At 34.5% G+C, this 17,853-nt stretch carries 15 protein-coding genes; 13 read left to right on the top strand and 2 right to left on the bottom strand.

All coding sequences use genetic code 11. From position 1 onward, the window contains the following. Positions 1-171 precede the first annotated feature (171 nt). The 3 genes from CLV00_RS00300 to CLV00_RS00290 all read left to right on the top strand — a co-directional run bounded on the left by CLV00_RS00300 (position 172) and on the right by CLV00_RS00290 (position 2,410). Positions 172-648, top strand: coding sequence for a lipocalin family protein (locus tag CLV00_RS00300; protein WP_099713313.1), 477 nt, complete (start codon positions 172-174; stop codon positions 646-648). A gap of 14 nt (positions 649-662) precedes the next feature. Continuing rightward, positions 663-1,358 carry an OmpA family protein gene (locus tag CLV00_RS00295; protein WP_099713312.1) on the top strand — a complete coding sequence of 232 codons (696 nt, stop codon included), beginning with the start codon at positions 663-665 and terminating at the stop codon, positions 1,356-1,358. A 104-nt stretch (positions 1,359-1,462) separates the two neighbouring features. Next, complete coding sequence (locus tag CLV00_RS00290; RefSeq protein ID WP_099716162.1) at positions 1,463-2,410, top strand: ABC transporter ATP-binding protein; 948 nt, start codon at positions 1,463-1,465, stop codon at positions 2,408-2,410. 177 nt (positions 2,411-2,587) lie between these two features. Here CLV00_RS00290 and CLV00_RS00285 read toward each other — a convergent pair whose 3' ends face one another. Continuing rightward, positions 2,588-4,999, bottom strand: coding sequence for a S9 family peptidase (locus CLV00_RS00285; RefSeq protein WP_099713311.1), 2,412 nt, complete (start codon positions 4,997-4,999; stop codon positions 2,588-2,590). Between the two features lie 309 nt (positions 5,000-5,308). On the opposite strand from CLV00_RS00285, the gene CLV00_RS00280 reads away from it, so the two are divergent. The 3 genes from CLV00_RS00280 (at position 5,309) to CLV00_RS00270 (ending at position 8,137) form a co-directional block, all read left to right on the top strand. After that, a complete protein-coding gene (locus tag CLV00_RS00280) occupies positions 5,309-6,316 on the top strand; it encodes a 3-oxoacyl-ACP synthase III family protein (protein WP_099713310.1) in 1,008 nt (335 codons plus the stop codon). A gap of 153 nt (positions 6,317-6,469) precedes the next feature. Then, positions 6,470-7,465 carry an isoaspartyl peptidase/L-asparaginase family protein gene (locus CLV00_RS00275; protein ID WP_099713309.1) on the top strand — a complete coding sequence of 332 codons (996 nt, stop codon included), beginning with the start codon at positions 6,470-6,472 and terminating at the stop codon, positions 7,463-7,465. After that, positions 7,466-8,137 carry a copper homeostasis protein CutC gene (locus tag CLV00_RS00270; protein WP_099713308.1) on the top strand — a complete coding sequence of 224 codons (672 nt, stop codon included), beginning with the start codon at positions 7,466-7,468 and terminating at the stop codon, positions 8,135-8,137. Between the two features lie 113 nt (positions 8,138-8,250). On the opposite strand, the gene CLV00_RS00265 is transcribed toward CLV00_RS00270, so the two are convergent. Beyond that, positions 8,251-10,659: a TonB-dependent receptor domain-containing protein gene (locus tag CLV00_RS00265; protein WP_099713307.1), complete on the bottom strand. Its 2,409-nt coding sequence runs from the start codon at positions 10,657-10,659 to the stop codon at positions 8,251-8,253. Positions 10,660-10,952: 293 nt separating this feature from the next. Here CLV00_RS00265 and argS point away from each other — a divergent pair, with 293 nt between their 5' ends. The 7 genes from argS to CLV00_RS00235 all read left to right on the top strand — a co-directional run bounded on the left by argS (position 10,953) and on the right by CLV00_RS00235 (position 17,851). Beyond that, positions 10,953-12,743: an arginine--tRNA ligase gene (argS, locus tag CLV00_RS00260; RefSeq protein ID WP_099716161.1), complete on the top strand. Its 1,791-nt coding sequence runs from the start codon at positions 10,953-10,955 to the stop codon at positions 12,741-12,743. A gap of 72 nt (positions 12,744-12,815) precedes the next feature. Continuing rightward, on the top strand, positions 12,816-13,286 hold the full coding sequence (locus CLV00_RS00255; RefSeq protein ID WP_099713306.1) for a hypothetical protein: 471 nt from the start codon (positions 12,816-12,818) through the stop codon (positions 13,284-13,286). Positions 13,287-13,414: 128 nt separating this feature from the next. After that, positions 13,415-14,764 carry a signal recognition particle protein gene (gene ffh, locus CLV00_RS00250; protein WP_099713305.1) on the top strand — a complete coding sequence of 450 codons (1,350 nt, stop codon included), beginning with the start codon at positions 13,415-13,417 and terminating at the stop codon, positions 14,762-14,764. Positions 14,765-14,842: 78 nt separating this feature from the next. Continuing rightward, positions 14,843-15,724 carry a bifunctional 5,10-methylenetetrahydrofolate dehydrogenase/5,10-methenyltetrahydrofolate cyclohydrolase gene (locus tag CLV00_RS00245; protein WP_099713304.1) on the top strand — a complete coding sequence of 294 codons (882 nt, stop codon included), beginning with the start codon at positions 14,843-14,845 and terminating at the stop codon, positions 15,722-15,724. A 224-nt stretch (positions 15,725-15,948) separates the two neighbouring features. Further along, a complete protein-coding gene (locus tag CLV00_RS00240; RefSeq protein WP_099713303.1) occupies positions 15,949-16,875 on the top strand; it encodes a magnesium transporter CorA family protein in 927 nt (308 codons plus the stop codon). A gap of 83 nt (positions 16,876-16,958) precedes the next feature. After that, on the top strand, positions 16,959-17,090 hold the full coding sequence (locus tag CLV00_RS16620) for a hypothetical protein (protein WP_255409043.1): 132 nt from the start codon (positions 16,959-16,961) through the stop codon (positions 17,088-17,090). 146 nt (positions 17,091-17,236) lie between these two features. Beyond that, the gene (locus CLV00_RS00235) at positions 17,237-17,851 is read left to right on the top strand and encodes a hypothetical protein (protein ID WP_099713302.1); all 615 of its coding nucleotides are present in this window, start codon (positions 17,237-17,239) and stop codon (positions 17,849-17,851) included. Positions 17,852-17,853 lie beyond the last annotated feature (2 nt).

The raw sequence follows: 17,853 nt of genomic DNA, 5'->3' as shown, positions 1-17,853 counted from the left end.
TTTAAGTTTATTTTAATGGATATAATTCTTTCAAATAGAATACCAATTACAATTGAAGTGACAAATTGTCGTAAGCGTTAATTATGATACAAAATACTTTAATTTTGAAACAATTTTCTTTTTCTTGCATCGTATCTTTGTGTAAGTATTAATTCATTAAATTTTAAAAAAATGAGAAAAATAATTTTAGTATGCACGTTAGCTGTTTTGATGTTCGCATGTAAGTCAACATCAGTGACAAGTACGAATACAGATAGAAAGGCTCAAGTTGCTATGAAAGGAAATTGGACAATCAGCTCTGTAACATATCCAGGTTCACAATATATTAAAGTGAATAGTTTTCAACTTGCAGATTCGGAATGTTTTGTAGGAAGTACATGGAAATTTGTTTCTAATAACAATAAAGGAAATATGGCTTTGACAAAAGCAAATTGTGTATCATTTAGCTCACCAATTACTTGGTTTGTTAATAAGGATGGTCAGTTTATCTTAAAAATTCTTGATGCAGGTGAAAAAGCAAGAAAAGTGAGAGATGGTTATGTTTTATATGTAGCTAATCAAACAGAATCTTCTTTTCAATTGATTGATAAAATCGATGTTGGAGGGAAAATGACGAATGTAGTGTACCAATTTCAAAAAGTTAATTAATAAAAAATTTAGATATGAAAAAGATTTCAATAGTTGCAATGGCAACAATAATGATTATAGGTTCAATGTTTACCAGCTGTGAAGCAGTAAAAAATACGAATAAAACACAAAGAGGAGCAGGAATAGGTGCTGTTGCAGGAGCTGTTCTTGGAGGTGTTCTTGGGAATAATCTTGGTAAAGGTGGTAACGGCGCACTAGGAGCTGTATTAGGTGGAGTTGTAGGTGGAGTTGCCGGTGGAGTTATTGGTAACAAAATGGACAAACAAGCAAGAGAAATCGATGCTGCACTTCCAGGAGCCGAAGTAGTTCGTGTAGGAGAAGGTATTAAATTAGTTTTGAATGAAAATGCTGTGCGTTTTGATACTAATAAATCATCTTTGACTGCTACTGCAAAAGCAAATTTAGATAAATTAGTTCCTGTTTTTGGAGAATATCCAGATACTAATATCACAATTTACGGATATACAGACAGTACTGGTCCAGCTGATTATAACTTAAAACTTTCAGGAGAAAGAGCAGCGTCAGTTAGAAATTATTTAGCTAGTAAAGGGGTGTCTTCTAGTAGATTTCAAGTTACTGGTTTAGGAATTGCTGATCCAATTGCTTCAAATGAAACTGTTGAGGGTAGAAGCCAAAACCGTCGTGTTGAATTTGCTATTACAGCAAATGAGAAAATGATTAAAGATGCCGAAGCTGAAGTAAAAAACTAAGCAGAAAATACTATATAAACAAAGGCTGTTTCGTCAAGAAGCAGCCTTTTTTTGTGCCTAAATTTGAATTAAACATTGTAAATTTGCACTCTTAAATACAGATGATGCTCGAGATAAAAGATATTTCCTTCACTTACATTGACAAACCCGTTATTGAAAATGTAAGTTTTACTATTGCCAAAGGTCAAAACACCGCTATTATTGGCGAAAGCGGTTGCGGTAAAAGTACGTTGTTAAAACTCATATACGGATTATATGATTTGGATAGCGGAGCAATTACCTATAATGAAAGCCCTATTTTAGGTCCTAAATACAATCTTGTCCCAGGGGAAGATTACATTAAATATTTAGCACAGGATTTCGATTTGATGCCCTACATAACTGTCGAAGAAAATGTGGGTAAGTTCCTGTCGAATATGTATCCTGAGGAGAAGAAAGCCCGCGTTCAAGAGTTATTGGATATGGTCGAAATGACCGCTTTCGCAAAAGTAAAAGCGAAATTCCTAAGTGGCGGACAGCAACAACGAGTGGCTTTGGCAAGGGTTTTGGCTTTGGAACCTGAAATTATTTTGCTGGACGAACCGTTCAGTCAAATTGATTCTTTCAGAAAGAATTCTTTGCGTCGCAATTTATTCCGTTACTTAAAAGACAAAGGCGTTACCTGTATTATTGCCACGCATGACAGTACCGATGCTTTGTCTTTCTCTGATGAAACAATTGTGGTTCAAAACGGAAAAGTAGTGGCAAAAGGCAACTCAAAAGCCTTATATGAAAATCCAGCTAATAAATACATTGCTTCTCTTTTTGGAGAAGTGAATGAGTTGAAATTATCTCAATTAATAGACCTTGAGAATGACGAAGACGCAGCACTTTTATTGTATCCGCATCAATTAAAAGTGGTGGACAACGCAATCATGAAAGCAGTTGTGAAACAATGCTATTTCAAAGGAAGCCATTATTTAGTCAAAGCAGCTTTTGAGAGAAGAGCTATTTTCTTTGAACACGATTTGGAATTAGAATTCAATCAGGAAGTGTACTTGATGTTATCTTAAGGAGCAAGAGGAAGTGTTCAGTAATCAGTGATTTTCAGTTCTGAAAACTATCTTAATTCGAAGCCGTTTTCAACTTTTATAACAGTATTGTCGTAAAAAACAAAACCCCGAAATCAATATGATTTCGGGGTTTTGTGCTAAGTTCTGCTTTCGGATCACTTATCACTACTTTCGGAGCTAATTTTTCAAATACTTTTCTAAGAACTGATCTTGTTCCCAAAGCAAATGCAAAATATTTTCTTTGGCTACATAACTGTGTGCTTCTTTTGGAAGAATAACCATTCTTGCCGGAGCACCTAAACCTTTCAGAGCTTGAAAATAACGTTCGGTTTGCAAAGTAAATGTTCCTGGATTATTATCGGCTTCACCGTGTACCAAAAGCATTGGTGTTTTCATTTTATCAGCATTCATGAATGGCGACATTGTGTTGTATACTTCAGGAGTTTCCCAGTAGTTGCGTTGTTCCGTTTGGAAACCAAAAGGAGTCAACGTTCTGTTATACGCACCACTTCGGGCAATTCCGCAAGCAAAAAGATTAGAATGTGTCAATAAATTAGCCGTCATAAAAGCACCATACGAGTGACCGCCAACGGCTACTTTTTTTCTGTTGATGTATCCTAAAGCATCTACAGCATTAATTGCGGCTTCTGCATTGTCAACTAATTGCGTCATGAAATTATCATTAGGTTCTGTTGTTCCTTCACCAATAATAGGAAAAGCAGCGTCATCAAGAACTACATATCCTTTGGTTACCCAGTATACGAAAGATCCATAACTAGGAAATGTGAATTCATTCGGGTTTTGTGTACTTTGTCCCGCTGAATTTTTGTCTTTGTATTCTGCTGGATACGCCCAAATCAACAATGGCATTTTTTCTTTTTTAGCCTTGTCGTAACCAACCGGTAAATACAACGTTCCAGATAATTCAACACCATCTTTACGTTTGTATTTAATCACTTCTTTACTCACGTTTTTGATACTTTCAAATGGATTTTTGAATGCGGTAATTGGCGTAAGTTTGTTTTTTTGTTTTATATTTCTAAGGTAATAATTAGGGTACTCGTTTTTAGACTGGATTTGTACTAAAACAGTTCCTTTTTTGAAGTCTTCAATCTCTAATAAATCTTCTTTTTTATCGGTGTAAGTCGATGTGTACAGACGATTTGACTGTAAAGTTTTCAAATTAAATTCACTGATAAAAGGAAATTGTCCGTTTTTAGTAAATCCATCCCCAATAAGATACGCATTGTCATTTTCTATAGCCAAAACATATCTGTTGTATTGGTTTTTTCTGGTTTCAAAATTCCCTAGATCGGAATACACATCCTGAGAGTTTCTGTCGGAAATTACTTTTGGCGCTTGACTTGGATTCGATGGATTGATTAAATACGTTTTAGTATTACGTGTATCATACCATTCATCTGAAACAATCGCAACGTTGTCGTTCCCCCAAATCATTCGGCTGTAGCGTTGCGGAGTTTTCACCAATGAAGTTGCTGCTGCATCAAATGGAGCGTTCCAAAGAAAAACTTCATCTCTGAATTCCACTTTATTTGCTGGGTCTCCAGCGTCTAAAGCTTCAGCAAAAACTAATGTTGCCGGCTTGTCTGCTCTCCAGCTCATGTTTCTTTTTCCTTTGCGAACCGCCATGAAACCTTTAGGAATAATTTCAGTCAGTGGCACTTCATTCACAACTTTTACTTCGTTTCCAGTTTTGTCATAGACTACTGATTTTGAAGGAAAACGGTTCAATGGAACGATGTATGAAAATGGCTTTTGAATGGTAGTCAGCATGATATAATTTCCATCAGGAGAGAAGCTTTCTCCAGCATACATATCTGCATTTTTGAATAAAGTTGCCGTTCCGTTCAGGTTTATTTTATACAATTCAGACGTGATGATATTCTCAAAATTGATTTCGTCATTCTTGTTTTTCAACATATCAGGATACGTTCTGTTTTGAGATTTAGCACCATCAGCATTCGAAATTATCGGACCGGTTGGCAAATCTTTTTTGGCATCCAAAAGTGCTGCTCTGTTTTTTGGTAACATTTTTACCAAAATAGTTTCGTTGTCATTCATCCAACTGAATGGATTGCCAAGATTAGCGTTTACATTAGCGGCTGTTAATTTGGTAGCTTTCGCTGAAACTACGTCGATAAACCAAAGCTCAACTCCAGTAGCTGTAGTGTGTGAGAACAAGATTTTTTTATCATTTGGCGACCAAGAGATATTACTGATACGAGGATTTGTTGGCAATCCTACAACCTGTACTTCTTCTTTTTCTTTTATTTTACGTAATTTAAGGTTGTTGATATACGTAACGGTACTCGAAATATTAGTGACTGGATTAATTCTCAATCCTCCTAAACGCAATTCATCTTGGTTTAAATCGTCAAGTGATTTATACGTGTTTCTATACGTAAGCAGCATGTATTCCTTTTTGGTGTCCATTGATACCGAAGGCGCTCTTTCGTAATCAGCTAAATCAGCGATTGATTTGGAAGGTTTTTGATAGTTTAAATTTTCTTGGGCAAAGGCATTGAAACCGATACATAGAAACACAAATAGTGTGACTTTTAATTTCATGGATAGAAATATTTTGGGTTAGTTTGAATATGTTTAATTGTTGGTCTAAATTAATTGAATGTTGTTACAATTGAAAACAAAAAATACTTTTTAACGTTTCTGGCCGGCCAAAATTTTTACGAAAACTCTTTTCTGCTTCCTTATAATGTTGAAAAAGGTACTTTATGATTAGTTTTATTTCTAATGAATAGCTTGAAACAGCTGTTAACATTGTAAAACTTGTAAATTGACAAAAAAGTAGTAATTTGTGGGCTCATATTTTTTAGTATGTTTAAATTTGCAACTTTATTTTAATAAAACAATAATAGTATGTATCATTCAAAAATAGCAGGATTAGGTTATTATGTTCCCGAAAACGTGGTGACTAATGATGATTTATCGAAAATCATTGACACCAATGACGAATGGATTCAGGAGCGAACAGGAATTCAAGAACGTAGACACATTACAAAAGGAGAAGATACAACAACTTCTATGGGCGTGAAAGCGGCTAAAATTGCGATTGAGCGTTCAGGTGTTGCTGCTGCGGATATTGATTTTGTAGTTTTTGCAACATTAAGTCCTGATTTTTATTTCCCTGGGCCAGGAGTTTTAGTACAACGTGATTTAGGTTTAAGAACAGTTGGCGCATTAGACGTAAGAAATCAATGTTCTGGATTTATTTATGCTTTATCTGTTGCTGACCAATATATCAAGACCGGAATGTATAAAAACATATTGGTTATTGGGTCTGAGGTTCATTCTACAGGATTGGATATGACAACTCGTGGACGTGGTGTTTCGGTAATTTTTGGAGACGGGGCAGGAGCAGCTGTTTTGAGCAGAGAAGAAGATTTGACAAAGGGAATTTTATCTACGCATTTACATTCTGAAGGGCAACATGCCGAAGAATTAATTGTAAAAGCTCCAGGAATGGGAGGGCGTTGGGTGACTGATATTTTGGCAGACAATAATCCGGATGACGAAAGTTATTTTCCATATATGAATGGACAATTTGTATTTAAAAATGCAGTAGTTCGTTTCAGTGAAGTTATTAACGAGGGATTGCAAGCGAATAATTTACAGGTTTCGGATATTGATATGTTAATTCCGCATCAGGCAAATTTGAGAATTTCACAGTTTATCCAAAAGAAATTTAACTTGACAGACGACCAAGTGTATAATAATATTCAAAAATACGGAAATACCACTGCAGCTTCTATTCCAATTGCTTTAACTGAAGCTTGGGAAAAAGGAAAAATAAAATCAGGTGATACTGTTGTTTTGGCAGCATTTGGAAGTGGTTTTACTTGGGGAAGCGCTATTATTAAATGGTAAATAACGGTGACAAAATAGTATTTCAATAGTACTGTTCTGATAAAAATATTCAAAGTCTGCACAATCCATTGTGCAGACTTTTTTATTTGAATACGATGTTTTAGATTTGAGGAACCAAATTAAAGTAGAAAGAACTAATATAAAATCTAAAATATGACAAACCGTAGAAATTTTATAAGAACAGCGGCGATTGCTTCTGCAGCTGTGGCATTAAATTCATTTAAAGGGAAACCAGAAGAAGAAAATGATTTTTCATCAAAAAAGGGGAGTAAACCCATTGTACTTTCTACATGGAATTTTGGAATACAAGCCAATGCAGCCGCTTGGGAAGTTTTAAAAAATAATGGAAGAGCTTTAGATGCTGTAGAAGCAGGAGTTAAAGTTCCCGAAGGTGATCCAAAAGAACGAAGTGTAGGATATGGCGGAAGGCCGGATAGAGATGGTCGTGTTACACTTGATGCTTGTATTATGGATGAAAATGCAAATATTGGATCAGTAGGGTGTTTAGAATTTATAAAACATCCTATCGCTGTGGCTCGAGCGGTGATGGAAAAAACGCCGCACGTAATGTTAGTGGGTGATGGAGCGCTACAGTTTGCACTTTCTCAAGGTTTTGTAAAAGAAAATTTATTAGTTGAAGATTCTGAAAAAGAATGGAAAGAATGGTTGAAAACCAGTCAATATAAACCGATTGCTAATATTGAAAATCACGATACCATCGGGATGATTGCTTTGGATGCTGACGGGAATCTTTCCGGTGCGTGTACTACAAGTGGAATGGCTTTTAAGATGCATGGACGTTTAGGAGATTCACCAATCATAGGAGCTGGTTTGTATGTTGATAATGAAATTGGCGCTGCCACTGCCACTGGTCATGGTGAAGAGGTAATTCGTATTTCAGGTTGTCACTTGGTTGTCGAATTGATGCGTCAGGGGAAATCGCCACAAAAAGCCTGTGAAGAAGCGGTTGCCAGAATTGTAAAATTAACAAAGAATAGAAATAAAGAACTAAAAGACATTCAAGTTGGTTTCATCGCCTTGAATAAAAAAGGGGAATATGGTTCCTATTGCATTCAAGGAGGTTTTAACTACGCCGTTAATGATGCAACGGGAAACCGATTAATTGATGCCGATTATTTTTTGAAATAAATGAAAAAAAGGAGACTGGAGATAGCGTGTTTTAATCTTGAATCGGCTAGGATAGCTCAAGAAAATGGTGCCGATAGAGTAGAATTGTGTGCCAATATGAAAGAAGGCGGAACAACGCCAGATTTTGAAATAACTAAAGCTGTCCGTAATATTCTGTCTATCGATTTGAATGTGATGATTCGGCCTCGTGGTGGAAATTTTGTTTATTCTGATTTTGAATTTGAACAAATGAAAACAGAAATTGAGCAGTTCAAAAAACTAAAAGTTGATGGTTTTGTTTTTGGAATTTTAAAAGAAGACGGTAGTCTTAATAAAGAACAAAATGCGGAATTAGTAGCGTTGGCAAATCCACTTCCGTGTACGTTTCATCGTGCTTTTGATGGAATTAAAAATAAATTTCAAGCTCTAGAATCTCTAATTGAATGTGGTTTTAAAACCATTTTGACTTCCGGAGTAGAAACAAATGTGACTGAAGGAATTGATGTATTGGCAACATTAAAAGAAAAGGCAAATGATAGGATTACCATCATGCCGGGTGGTGGTTTGCGTTCAACGAATATTGGAGTATTAAAAGAAAAAACGAGAGCTGTTTTCTATCATTCCTCTGCTATAACGGACTCAAGTGAAATAGCAAATGGTAATGAAGTAAAAGCGTTGAAAGCTAATTTGTAATAATTGTAAAAGAGTAATTCTTTAAATCGAAAAACCCGGAGTTGGCATACTCCGGGTTTTTCTTGCTACAACAAAATATTAAAACTAATTTTTATAAGCATTATGTTTCTCGTTTAAAACAATCCTCCACCGTCTTGTTTGGTGTTGTTGTCTCTTTGTTTGCGTTGTAAACTTTTGTTTTTTCCTGCACCAAAGATGTAGTTGAAACCAACATAAACCGATTGGCTTTCCCAAGTAAATTGACCTACTTGCGGATAAGGGTTTTGTCCATCAAAACCAGCTTTCATAGTGTCGAAAACATCATTGAAACGAAAACTTAACGTGGCTTTGTCTTTTAGGAATGAATAACGTCCGCCAGCATCAATTTTATACATTTCTTTACCGTTAAATTGTACACCGTCAACCCCAGATCTGTAGAATCCGAATAAAAGAAAACGAAGGCTTTTAGTTGCTTTGAAATTACTGTTGAAACGGGCATTGAAAGCTGATGCAGTAACTTCTTTGGAAACCAAATCAAATGAATTGCTGGTTGAATTAAATACTGAAACTAATCCTTTTTGGTTGATACTAGAAAAATCTATTGCCGGTTGGATGTCCCACCAACTATTGATTTTGTAGTTTAAAGAAACTTCAAAACCATAGGCTGTGTTGTTGTCGAAGTTATCAAAACTCATAATTTGTTGGTCTTGATTTTGTGGATCTGGATAGAGAATTCTGTTGATTTCGTTATTGATGCTTCGTACAAAAAGACCTGTGGTGAATGATCCTTTAGTAATTGTTTTAGTATAATTTAATTCAATAGAATTGGTAAATTGTGGATCTAATTCAGGATTTCCTATTGAGGTTACTCTTGGTGTGCTGAATTCTCTGATGGGTTTGGTTTGGTCTAAGCTAGGTCTGTCTACACGGCGGCTGAAACTGATTTGAAACTGATTTTTGTCGGTTGGAGAATAAGTCATCGAAGCCGAAGGATATACAGTGAAGTAATCATCCTTGTAAGCAGTAGCGCCGTTTAACATTGCACTTACCTTGTAACTTTCAAAACGAGCACCCAATTGGTATCCTATTTTTTTGAATTTCTGTCCAAAGGTAGCATAAGCCGAATAAATATCTAAATCATAGGTGTAATCAGAATTGGATAAAGAACTGTTGTTGGTGATGTAATTGTTTTCGGTTCTTACAATTCTGCTTTCGGCACCCAATTCTAGCTTAGTCTTGTCATTTAGCGGATTTACATAATCTAAATTGATTGTAGAATTTCTTCTTTTTTCGTCAAGATTATCGGTATAAGAGCTAGTAGGAATACTTGGATTATTAAAAGTAGTTCTGAAGTCAGCATTTTGATTTTCAGAATAGATACTGTGGTTTATTTCTAAATCCAGCGTTTCTCCCTCTTTTTTGGTTAAATGTTTGTAAACTAAATTATAAGTACCGTCCGTATTATCTGAAAAGTATTTAGAATTCAGTAGCAAATTTTGTGAGGCATCAGGATTTACAATGTTCACATCCACAATACCATCTCCAACAAATATGTTTTGATTAGTATAGGCAGAAATAGTGTTTTTGTCATTGATGTAATAATCCATTCCAATTTTGAATAAATGAGATTTGTTATCATTCACAATATCAAACATTTGATTAGATTTGTCGTCAAGTCTTGAGATTTGTCCTTCATTGAATCGTTTACCAAAATTATTCCCATAAGTGGAGAAAAAGTTCACTTTACCGGTTCTATAATTCATGTTAATCGAGTTGCTAATCTTTGGTGTTTGTGCAAATGTTAGACCCGTATTAACGCTGGCATTAAATCCGTCATTTGCATTTTTATGTAAAACGATATTGATAATTCCAGACATTCCTTCAGGATTGTATTTGGCACTTGGATTAGTGATTAATTCAATTTTTTTAATAGAAGTGGATGGAATTTGTTTCAATAATTGTGAAGCTTCAATATTGCTAGGACGTCCATCTACTAAAACACGTACGTTTTCGTTGCCGCGTAAGGATAATTTTCCGTCCTGATCTACATTTACAGAAGGGATGTTATTCATGATTTCAGATGCAGTTGCACCAGCGGTAGTCAAGTCTTTTCCAACATTGATTACTTTTCTGTCAATTTTTTGTTCAATAGTAGAACGTTCAGCTACAATTTCTACACCTTTTAGTTGAACGGCATCTTCTTCTAGTGCAATTGTATTAAAATTGATGCTATTGTCTTCCGATAATTTTGCCGGTTTTGAGATTGTTTTGTAACCTATAAATTGGATTTCAACGGTGTAATCTTTTAAAGCTAAATTTTTTATTTGAAAAGTTCCTTTGTCAGATGTGATGCCACCAGTAATGACTTTATCATTTTCCTTAACCACAATATTTACATACGCTAATGGTTCGTTAGTCTTTTTGTCAGTGATTTTTCCAGAGATAATTCCAGAGTTTTCCAGAATTGATGGTTTGACCGAAGTTTGGGCCTGCATCGAAAACAACGTTCCGAAAAAGCAGATTAAAAGTAATTTAAGTTTCATGATTGAGTTTGATTTAATTGATTGATGATGCAAATATATTCTTTTATATAATACTATGTTAAACATAATACCTTTTTTAATAATATTTAACATTTTTTAACAAATACGAAATATTAAAATTTACTTAATAGACTTCTGAACATGGATTTTGTTACATCGATTTTTGAAAAAAATATGGATTTCTACCTTGAACAAGGTTAAACACTTCATTTTTAGGTGTAAATTATCTTGTTTTCCAATTTTCAAATTACTGCAATATGACTATCTTTGCAGCCTTAAAACCAATACACGAAATGACATTACCACAAATTCTTACGCCCTCTATTGAAAAAGCTGTAAAAGTCTTGTTCGACGTTACGATTGATAAAGTTGAATTTCAAACTACACGCAAGGAATTTGAAGGGGATATTACAATGGTTATTTTTCCATTGTTGAAAGTTGTTAAAAGCAATCCAGTAGAATTGGGAAATAAAATAGGAAACTATTTAGTTGAAAATGTAGCTGAGGTAAGTCGTTTTAATGTGGTTTCCGGATTTTTGAATATTGTTATTTCAGATGACTACTATTTGGATTTCTTCGGAGAAATAAAAGATGATTTTAAATTTGGTTTCGTTACTCCATCCCGAAGCTTCGGGACAGAAGACAAAGCGGTAATGGTGGAATATTCTTCGCCAAACACTAATAAACCCTTGCATTTAGGTCACGTACGTAATAATCTTTTGGGATATTCAGTAGCGGAAATTATCAAAGCTTCGGGTAAAAAAGTGTATAAAACTCAAATCATTAATGATAGAGGAATCCATATTTGTAAATCGATGTTGGCTTGGCAAAAATTCGGAAACGGACAAACGCCGGAAAGTACAGGTTTAAAAGGAGATAAATTAGTTGGAAATTATTACGTAGCTTTTGATAAAGCATACAAAGAAGAAATAGCGCAATTAATGAGCGCAGGCAAAACGGAAGAAGAAGCCAAGAAACAAGCGCCAATCATTCTGGAAGCACAGGAAATGTTGTTGAAATGGGAAGCTGGGGATGAAGCCGTTATTTCACTGTGGAAAACCATGAATCAATGGGTTTATGATGGTTTTGCTAAAACCTATAAAAATCTTGGTGTTGATTTCGATTGTTTTTATTACGAAAGTAACACCTATTTATTAGGGAAAGATGTCGTTCAGATTGGTTTGGACAGAGGCGTTTTCGAAAAAGATCCTGACGGTTCGGTTTGGATAGATTTGACGGAAGAAGGTTTAGATCGTAAAATTGTATTGCGTTCAGATGGTACTGCGGTTTACATGACGCAGGATATTGGAACGGCGATTCAGCGTGTGAAAGATTATCCAGATGTTGGCGGAATGGTGTATACGGTAGGAAATGAGCAGGATTATCACTTTAAAGTGTTGTTTCTTATCTTGAAAAAATTAGGTTTTGACTGGTCTAAAAATTTATTCCATTTGTCTTACGGAATGGTAGATTTGCCTTCGGGGAAAATGAAAAGTCGTGAAGGAACTGTTGTTGATGCCGATGATTTGATGCAGGAAATGGCAGATACAGCACAAAAAATTGCAGAAGATTTAGGGAAATTAGACTCCTATTCTCCAGAAGAAAAAGCAAAATTATACAACACGATTGGTTTAGGCGCTTTGAAGTATTATATTTTAAAAGTGGATCCTAAAAAACGAATCCTTTTTAATCCGGAAGAATCGGTAGATTTTGCTGGAAATACTGGGCCGTTTATTCAATATACGTACGCCAGAATTCAATCGATTATTCGTAAAGCAAATTTTGACTTTTCGAATAAATCAAAAATGACTGTGCTTCATGAAAAAGAAAAAGAACTAGTAAAACAGTTAGAATTGTTCCCTGAAGTTATTCAAAATGCAGCGCAGCATCACAGTCCTGCTTTGCTTGCAAATTTCACTTATGATTTAGTTCGTGAATACAATTCGTTCTATCAAGCTGTTCCTATTCTTGGAGAAGAGGATTTAGAGAAGAAAATTTTCAGAGTTCAATTGTCTAAAAAAGTAGCAGATACTATTGCAGCCTCATTTAGATTGTTAGGAATTAACGTTCCGGAGAGAATGTAATATTTTTTTAAGGCATTCATTGTGAAAATAATATTTTTTTGGTACATTTAGTATCAAATAAATATTTTGATCATGAAAAAGATATTTTTTTACCCGCTTTTGTTTGGTCTGTTTTTGCTGAATGTAGCCGGAACATGCTGTGCTGATGATCCCGAAGTAGTATCTGTTGAAAAGAATAATCTGGCACAGGTAAACAGTATACTAAGTCAAGGAAATTGGAAAGTGAGCTATTTTCTTGATAAAAATAGCAATATGACCAGTGAATATTTAGGATATAATTTTACTTTTGGAACGAATGAAATTTTGACTTCCAGCAATGGTGAAAATATTTTTACTGGAAATTGGTCCGTTGTAAAATCGAATAGTATTGATGATAATCCAGATAATGATTTGGATTTTGCCATTTCGTTTTCAAGTCCGGATAAATTAATTGAGTTAACGCAGCATTGGGATGTTACTGAAATTACGGAAACTAAGGTTCGGTTAAAAAGTAAATCTGGCAATGTTGATGGAATCAATTATTTGACTTTCGAAAAAAAATAAATTTATATCGTTTAACGATTTACTAAAACTTTAGAAACAGTCTCAAAAAAGGCTGTTTTTTTTATAATATTATGAATACAACTTCAAAATCAAATGCTTAAATTTGCATCTCAAAATAAATCAATACTATGTTCGATAATTTAAGCGATAAACTAGATAAAGCCTTTCATATACTTAAAGGTCATGGAAAAATCACCGAAGTAAATGTAGCCGAAACGCTAAAAGAAGTTCGTCGTGCCTTGCTTGACGCCGATGTCAATTTTAAAATTGCCAAAGATTTTACCACTAAAGTAAAAGAAAAAGCAATAGGTCAGGATGTATTGACTACCCTTCAACCAGGACAATTATTGGTGAAGTTAGTGAAAGATGAATTGACAGAATTAATGGGTGGTGATGTTGCCGGAATCAATCTTTCAGGGAATCCATCGATTATTTTGATGTCAGGTTTGCAAGGTTCTGGGAAAACTACTTTCTCAGGAAAATTGGCAAATTATCTTTTAACAAAAAAGAATAAAAAACCATTATTGGTTGCGTGTGATATTTACCGTCCTGCGGCGATTCAACAATTATATGTAGTTGGAGATTCAATAGGAGTAGAGGTTTATTCAGAACCAGAAAATAAAAATCCAGTAGAAATTGCTCAAAATGCAATCAAGCATGCTAAAGCAAATGGATTCAATGTAGTGATTGTTGATACTGCGGGTCGTTTAGCAGTTGATGAGGAAATGATGAACGAAATTGAACGCGTTCATAAAGCGATTCAACCTAATGAAACTTTGTTTGTTGTTGATGCAATGACAGGTCAAGATGCAGTAAATACGGCAAAAGCCTTCAATGAAAGATTAAATTTTGATGGTGTTATTTTAACCAAATTAGATGGTGATACGCGCGGTGGAGCAGCAATTTCGATTAAATCGGTTGTTAATAAACCAATCAAGTTTGTAGGTACTGGGGAAAAGATGGATGCAATTGATGTGTTCTATCCAATTCGTATGGCCGAAAGAATATTGGGGATGGGAGACGTTGTGTCTTTGGTAGAAAGAGCCCAAGAGCAATTTGACGAAGAAGAAGCAAGAAAAATCCAAAAGAAAATTGCTAAAAACGAATTCGGTTTTGATGATTTCCTTTCTCAAATTCAACAAGTAAAGAAAATGGGTAATATGAAAGACTTGGTTGGAATGATACCAGGTGCTTCAAAAGCCATGAAAGATGTTGAGATTGAAGACGATGCTTTCAAACATATTGAAGCTATCATTCATTCGATGACTCCAATAGAAAGAAGCAAGCCGGCTTTGATTGATGTAAAAAGAAAAGCTCGAATTGCCAAAGGTTCAGGAACCAAAATTGAGCAGGTAAATCAATTGATGAAGCAGTTCGAACAAATGAGCAAGATGATGAAAATGATGCAAGGCCCAGGAGGAAAAAACCTCATGAAGATGATGGGCGGCATGAAAGGCGGAATGCCGGGAATGAGATAAAAATGAGTCAAAAGTCGAAAGTCTTAAGGTTGTAATGACTTTAAGACTTTCGGCTTTAAAACTATAAACTAAATTAAAATGCAACTACTAGACGGAAAAAAAACAGCGGAAGATATTAAGACTGAAATCGCTGCAGAAGTACAAAAAATGAAAGACAATGGGGATAAAGTACCTCATTTAGCAGCCGTTATTGTTGGTACTAATGGAGCCAGCTTAACTTATGTTGGCAGTAAAGTGCGGTCTTGTCAGCAAATTGGTTTTGAATCTACTTTAGTTGCATTGCCAGAAACGATTACTGAAACAGAGTTGCTTTCAAAAATAAAAGAACTAAATGAAGATAGTGATTTAGATGGTTATATCGTTCAATTGCCGTTGCCCAAACACATTGACGAGCAGAAAATCCTGATGGCTATTGATCCTGATAAAGATGTTGATGGTTTTCATCCTGCCAATTTCGGAAAAATGGCTTTGGAAATGGAAACCTTTTTGCCCGCAACTCCTTATGGAATAATGGAATTGTTAGAGCGTTACAAAGTAGAAACTGCTGGCAAACATACCGTAGTTATTGGACGAAGTCATATTGTGGGTCGTCCCATGAGTATCTTGATGAGTCGCAAAGGATATCCTGGTGATTCAACGGTAACACTTACGCATAGTAGAACCAAAAATATTGAAGAATACACCAAAAATGCTGATATTATTATCACCGCTCTTGGTGTTCCGAATTATTTGAAAGCCGATATGGTAAAAGAGGGAGTGGTAGTAATTGACGTTGGTATTACCAGAGTAGAAGATGCCTCACACCCAAAAGGATATGTAATCACGGGTGATGTTGATTTTGAAAATGTAAGTAAAAAATCATCTTTTATCACTCCAGTTCCAGGTGGAGTAGGGCCTATGACCATTGCAATGTTGTTGAAAAACACGCTTTTGGCAAGGGAAATGAAAAGAAATAAATAAAAAAATAGTTTTTAATTGATAGCCTTAAACATACGTTTAAGGCTTTTTTTATTTTAAAATGTATAAAATTCTGATAATTGATGTTAAAACGGAATTTAAAGAATACTTTTGCACCACTTAAAAAAAAGACCTTTAAAATGGACGATTATTATTCGGAAATGTTGAACTAATATAGCTCTTGAACTATTTTCAAGATGCTGTAAATAAACCTATAGAATTTTGAAATGAGAACTTTTTACAAAAACAATAACGGATTAATTGCCACTACAGAATGGACTCCAAACTGCTGGATAAATATTGAATGTCCTACCGAAGCAGAAAAAAAATATTTACTCGAAGACTTACAAATTCCCGAAGCATTTTATAATGATATTGAAGATATTGACGAAAGACCAAGGATAGAAATTGAAAATGGTTGGACTTTGATAATCATGCGAATTCCTGTGAAAAGTAATGATGTAAAATTACCTTTTCATACAATTCCTGTCGGAGTTGTTTTTAAAGGAGAAGTTTGTATGACTATCAGTTTTCATAAAACGGAAATGCTTACGGATTTCGTTACATATACAAAACGCAAGAATATCAACATTAAAGATAACTTCGATTTAGTGTTGAAGTTATTGCTTTCTTCCAGTGTTTGGTTTCTGAAATATTTAAAGCAAGTCAACCAAAAAATAAAATTAGCCGAGGACAATCTAGAAAAGTCAATTAAGAATGAAGAATTGCAGGCTTTACTACAAATAGAAAAATGTTTGGTATTCTTCATGACTTCCTTGAAAGGAAATGATATTTTGTTGCATCGAATCAAGAATATAAAATCTCAAAAAGAACATTTTGATCTGGATTTATTGGAAGATGTTGAAATTGAATTGCGTCAGGCACAAGAAACTACTAATATTTACAGCGACATCTTGACGGGAACTATGGATGCGTATGCTTCTGTGATTTCTAATAATATGAATACGATTATGAAGCAGATGACTTCAATCTCGATAATTCTGATGATTCCAACATTGATTGCCAGTTTGTATGGAATGAATGTCCCTAATGATTTAGAAGATAACCGCTATGGAATATGGATTGTCATTTCTGTATCCGTTTTGTTATCTGCTTTTGGTGTGTTTTTGTTCAAAAGAAAAAGATGGTTTTGATTTTTAATTAATAATAATCTTACTTTTTTCGGTTTTTGTTTTAATTAATTTTATATTTAAACAAATAATTAAATAGTATAAAAATGAAAATTTCAAACAGAGACGTACTAATGTTTTTCTTAGGATTTGCTACGCTTTTTATCATACTGACAATTTACGACTGGGATTCTACTATTGGTGAGATTCAAAGAGGTTGGGAAGCAGGCTCAAAATAGATTCTGAGCAAACGAATCTTTTACACCAATCTTTTCTTTTAAATAGAAAGGGAATTATTTTTAATAAATATTTATTAAAAATAATTCCCTTTCTATTTTGAAATCTAAAAATAATAAATAACTTTGTAATTCAAAGTACTTTATTTATGAGTCAAAAGCTTCAAGAAGATTTATCACATATTCGTTCCATGATGGAGCGCTCTTCAAGATTTATTTCGTTAAGTGGCCTTTCAGGAGTATTTGCCGGGTTATTTGCATTGGCTGGGTCAATTTATGCCTATCAGCTGTTTAAGTATAATGGCATTGAATATTTTGATGGTAAGCAAAAAAGCTACAGTTATGATTTAATAATCGAACTGGCATTCATTGCTTTGGCAATTTTGGTCTTAGCATTAGGATCGGGTATATTTTTTACTTTGAGAAAAAGTAAAAAGTTTGATTTACCGGTTTGGACTAACACTACTAAAAAAATGTTACTGAATCTAGCGATTCCTTTATTGGTTGGAGGCGTGTTTTGCATGGCACTTTTGTACCACCAGTTATTTGCTCTTATTGCTCCTGTCACTTTATTGTTTTATGGTTTAGCACTTATTAATGCTGGTAAATATACTTTTTCGGATATTAGATATTTAGGTGCATGTGAGATTATTTTAGGTTGTATTTCCCTTTTTTATCTTGGGTTCGGACTTGTTTTTTGGGCAATTGGATTTGGAATTTTGCATATCCTTTACGGAATAATTGTGTTCAAAAAATACAAATAGAA

Source organism: Flavobacterium sp. 11, assembly GCF_002754315.1.
In the GTDB taxonomy this organism is placed as follows: Bacteria; Bacteroidota; Bacteroidia; order Flavobacteriales; family Flavobacteriaceae; genus Flavobacterium; species Flavobacterium algoritolerans.
The sequence above is the reverse complement of the archived record's forward strand: the minus strand, read 5'-3'. Positions and strand labels throughout refer to the sequence as shown.

Coding starts and splice junctions, on each gene's coding strand:
- CLV00_RS00300 (WP_099713313.1), top strand. CDS start 172: ATGAGAAAAATAATTTTAGTATGCACGTTAGCTGTTTTGATGTTCGCA.
- CLV00_RS00295 (WP_099713312.1), top strand. CDS start 663: ATGAAAAAGATTTCAATAGTTGCAATGGCAACAATAATGATTATAGGT.
- CLV00_RS00290 (WP_099716162.1), top strand. CDS start 1,463: ATGCTCGAGATAAAAGATATTTCCTTCACTTACATTGACAAACCCGTT.
- CLV00_RS00285 (WP_099713311.1), bottom strand. CDS start 4,999: ATGAAATTAAAAGTCACACTATTTGTGTTTCTATGTATCGGTTTCAAT.
- CLV00_RS00280 (WP_099713310.1), top strand. CDS start 5,309: ATGTATCATTCAAAAATAGCAGGATTAGGTTATTATGTTCCCGAAAAC.
- CLV00_RS00275 (WP_099713309.1), top strand. CDS start 6,470: ATGACAAACCGTAGAAATTTTATAAGAACAGCGGCGATTGCTTCTGCA.
- CLV00_RS00270 (WP_099713308.1), top strand. CDS start 7,466: ATGAAAAAAAGGAGACTGGAGATAGCGTGTTTTAATCTTGAATCGGCT.
- CLV00_RS00265 (WP_099713307.1), bottom strand. CDS start 10,659: ATGAAACTTAAATTACTTTTAATCTGCTTTTTCGGAACGTTGTTTTCG.
- argS (WP_099716161.1), top strand. CDS start 10,953: ATGACATTACCACAAATTCTTACGCCCTCTATTGAAAAAGCTGTAAAA.
- CLV00_RS00255 (WP_099713306.1), top strand. CDS start 12,816: ATGAAAAAGATATTTTTTTACCCGCTTTTGTTTGGTCTGTTTTTGCTG.
- ffh (WP_099713305.1), top strand. CDS start 13,415: ATGTTCGATAATTTAAGCGATAAACTAGATAAAGCCTTTCATATACTT.
- CLV00_RS00245 (WP_099713304.1), top strand. CDS start 14,843: ATGCAACTACTAGACGGAAAAAAAACAGCGGAAGATATTAAGACTGAA.
- CLV00_RS00240 (WP_099713303.1), top strand. CDS start 15,949: ATGAGAACTTTTTACAAAAACAATAACGGATTAATTGCCACTACAGAA.
- CLV00_RS16620 (WP_255409043.1), top strand. CDS start 16,959: ATGAAAATTTCAAACAGAGACGTACTAATGTTTTTCTTAGGATTTGCT.
- CLV00_RS00235 (WP_099713302.1), top strand. CDS start 17,237: ATGAGTCAAAAGCTTCAAGAAGATTTATCACATATTCGTTCCATGATG.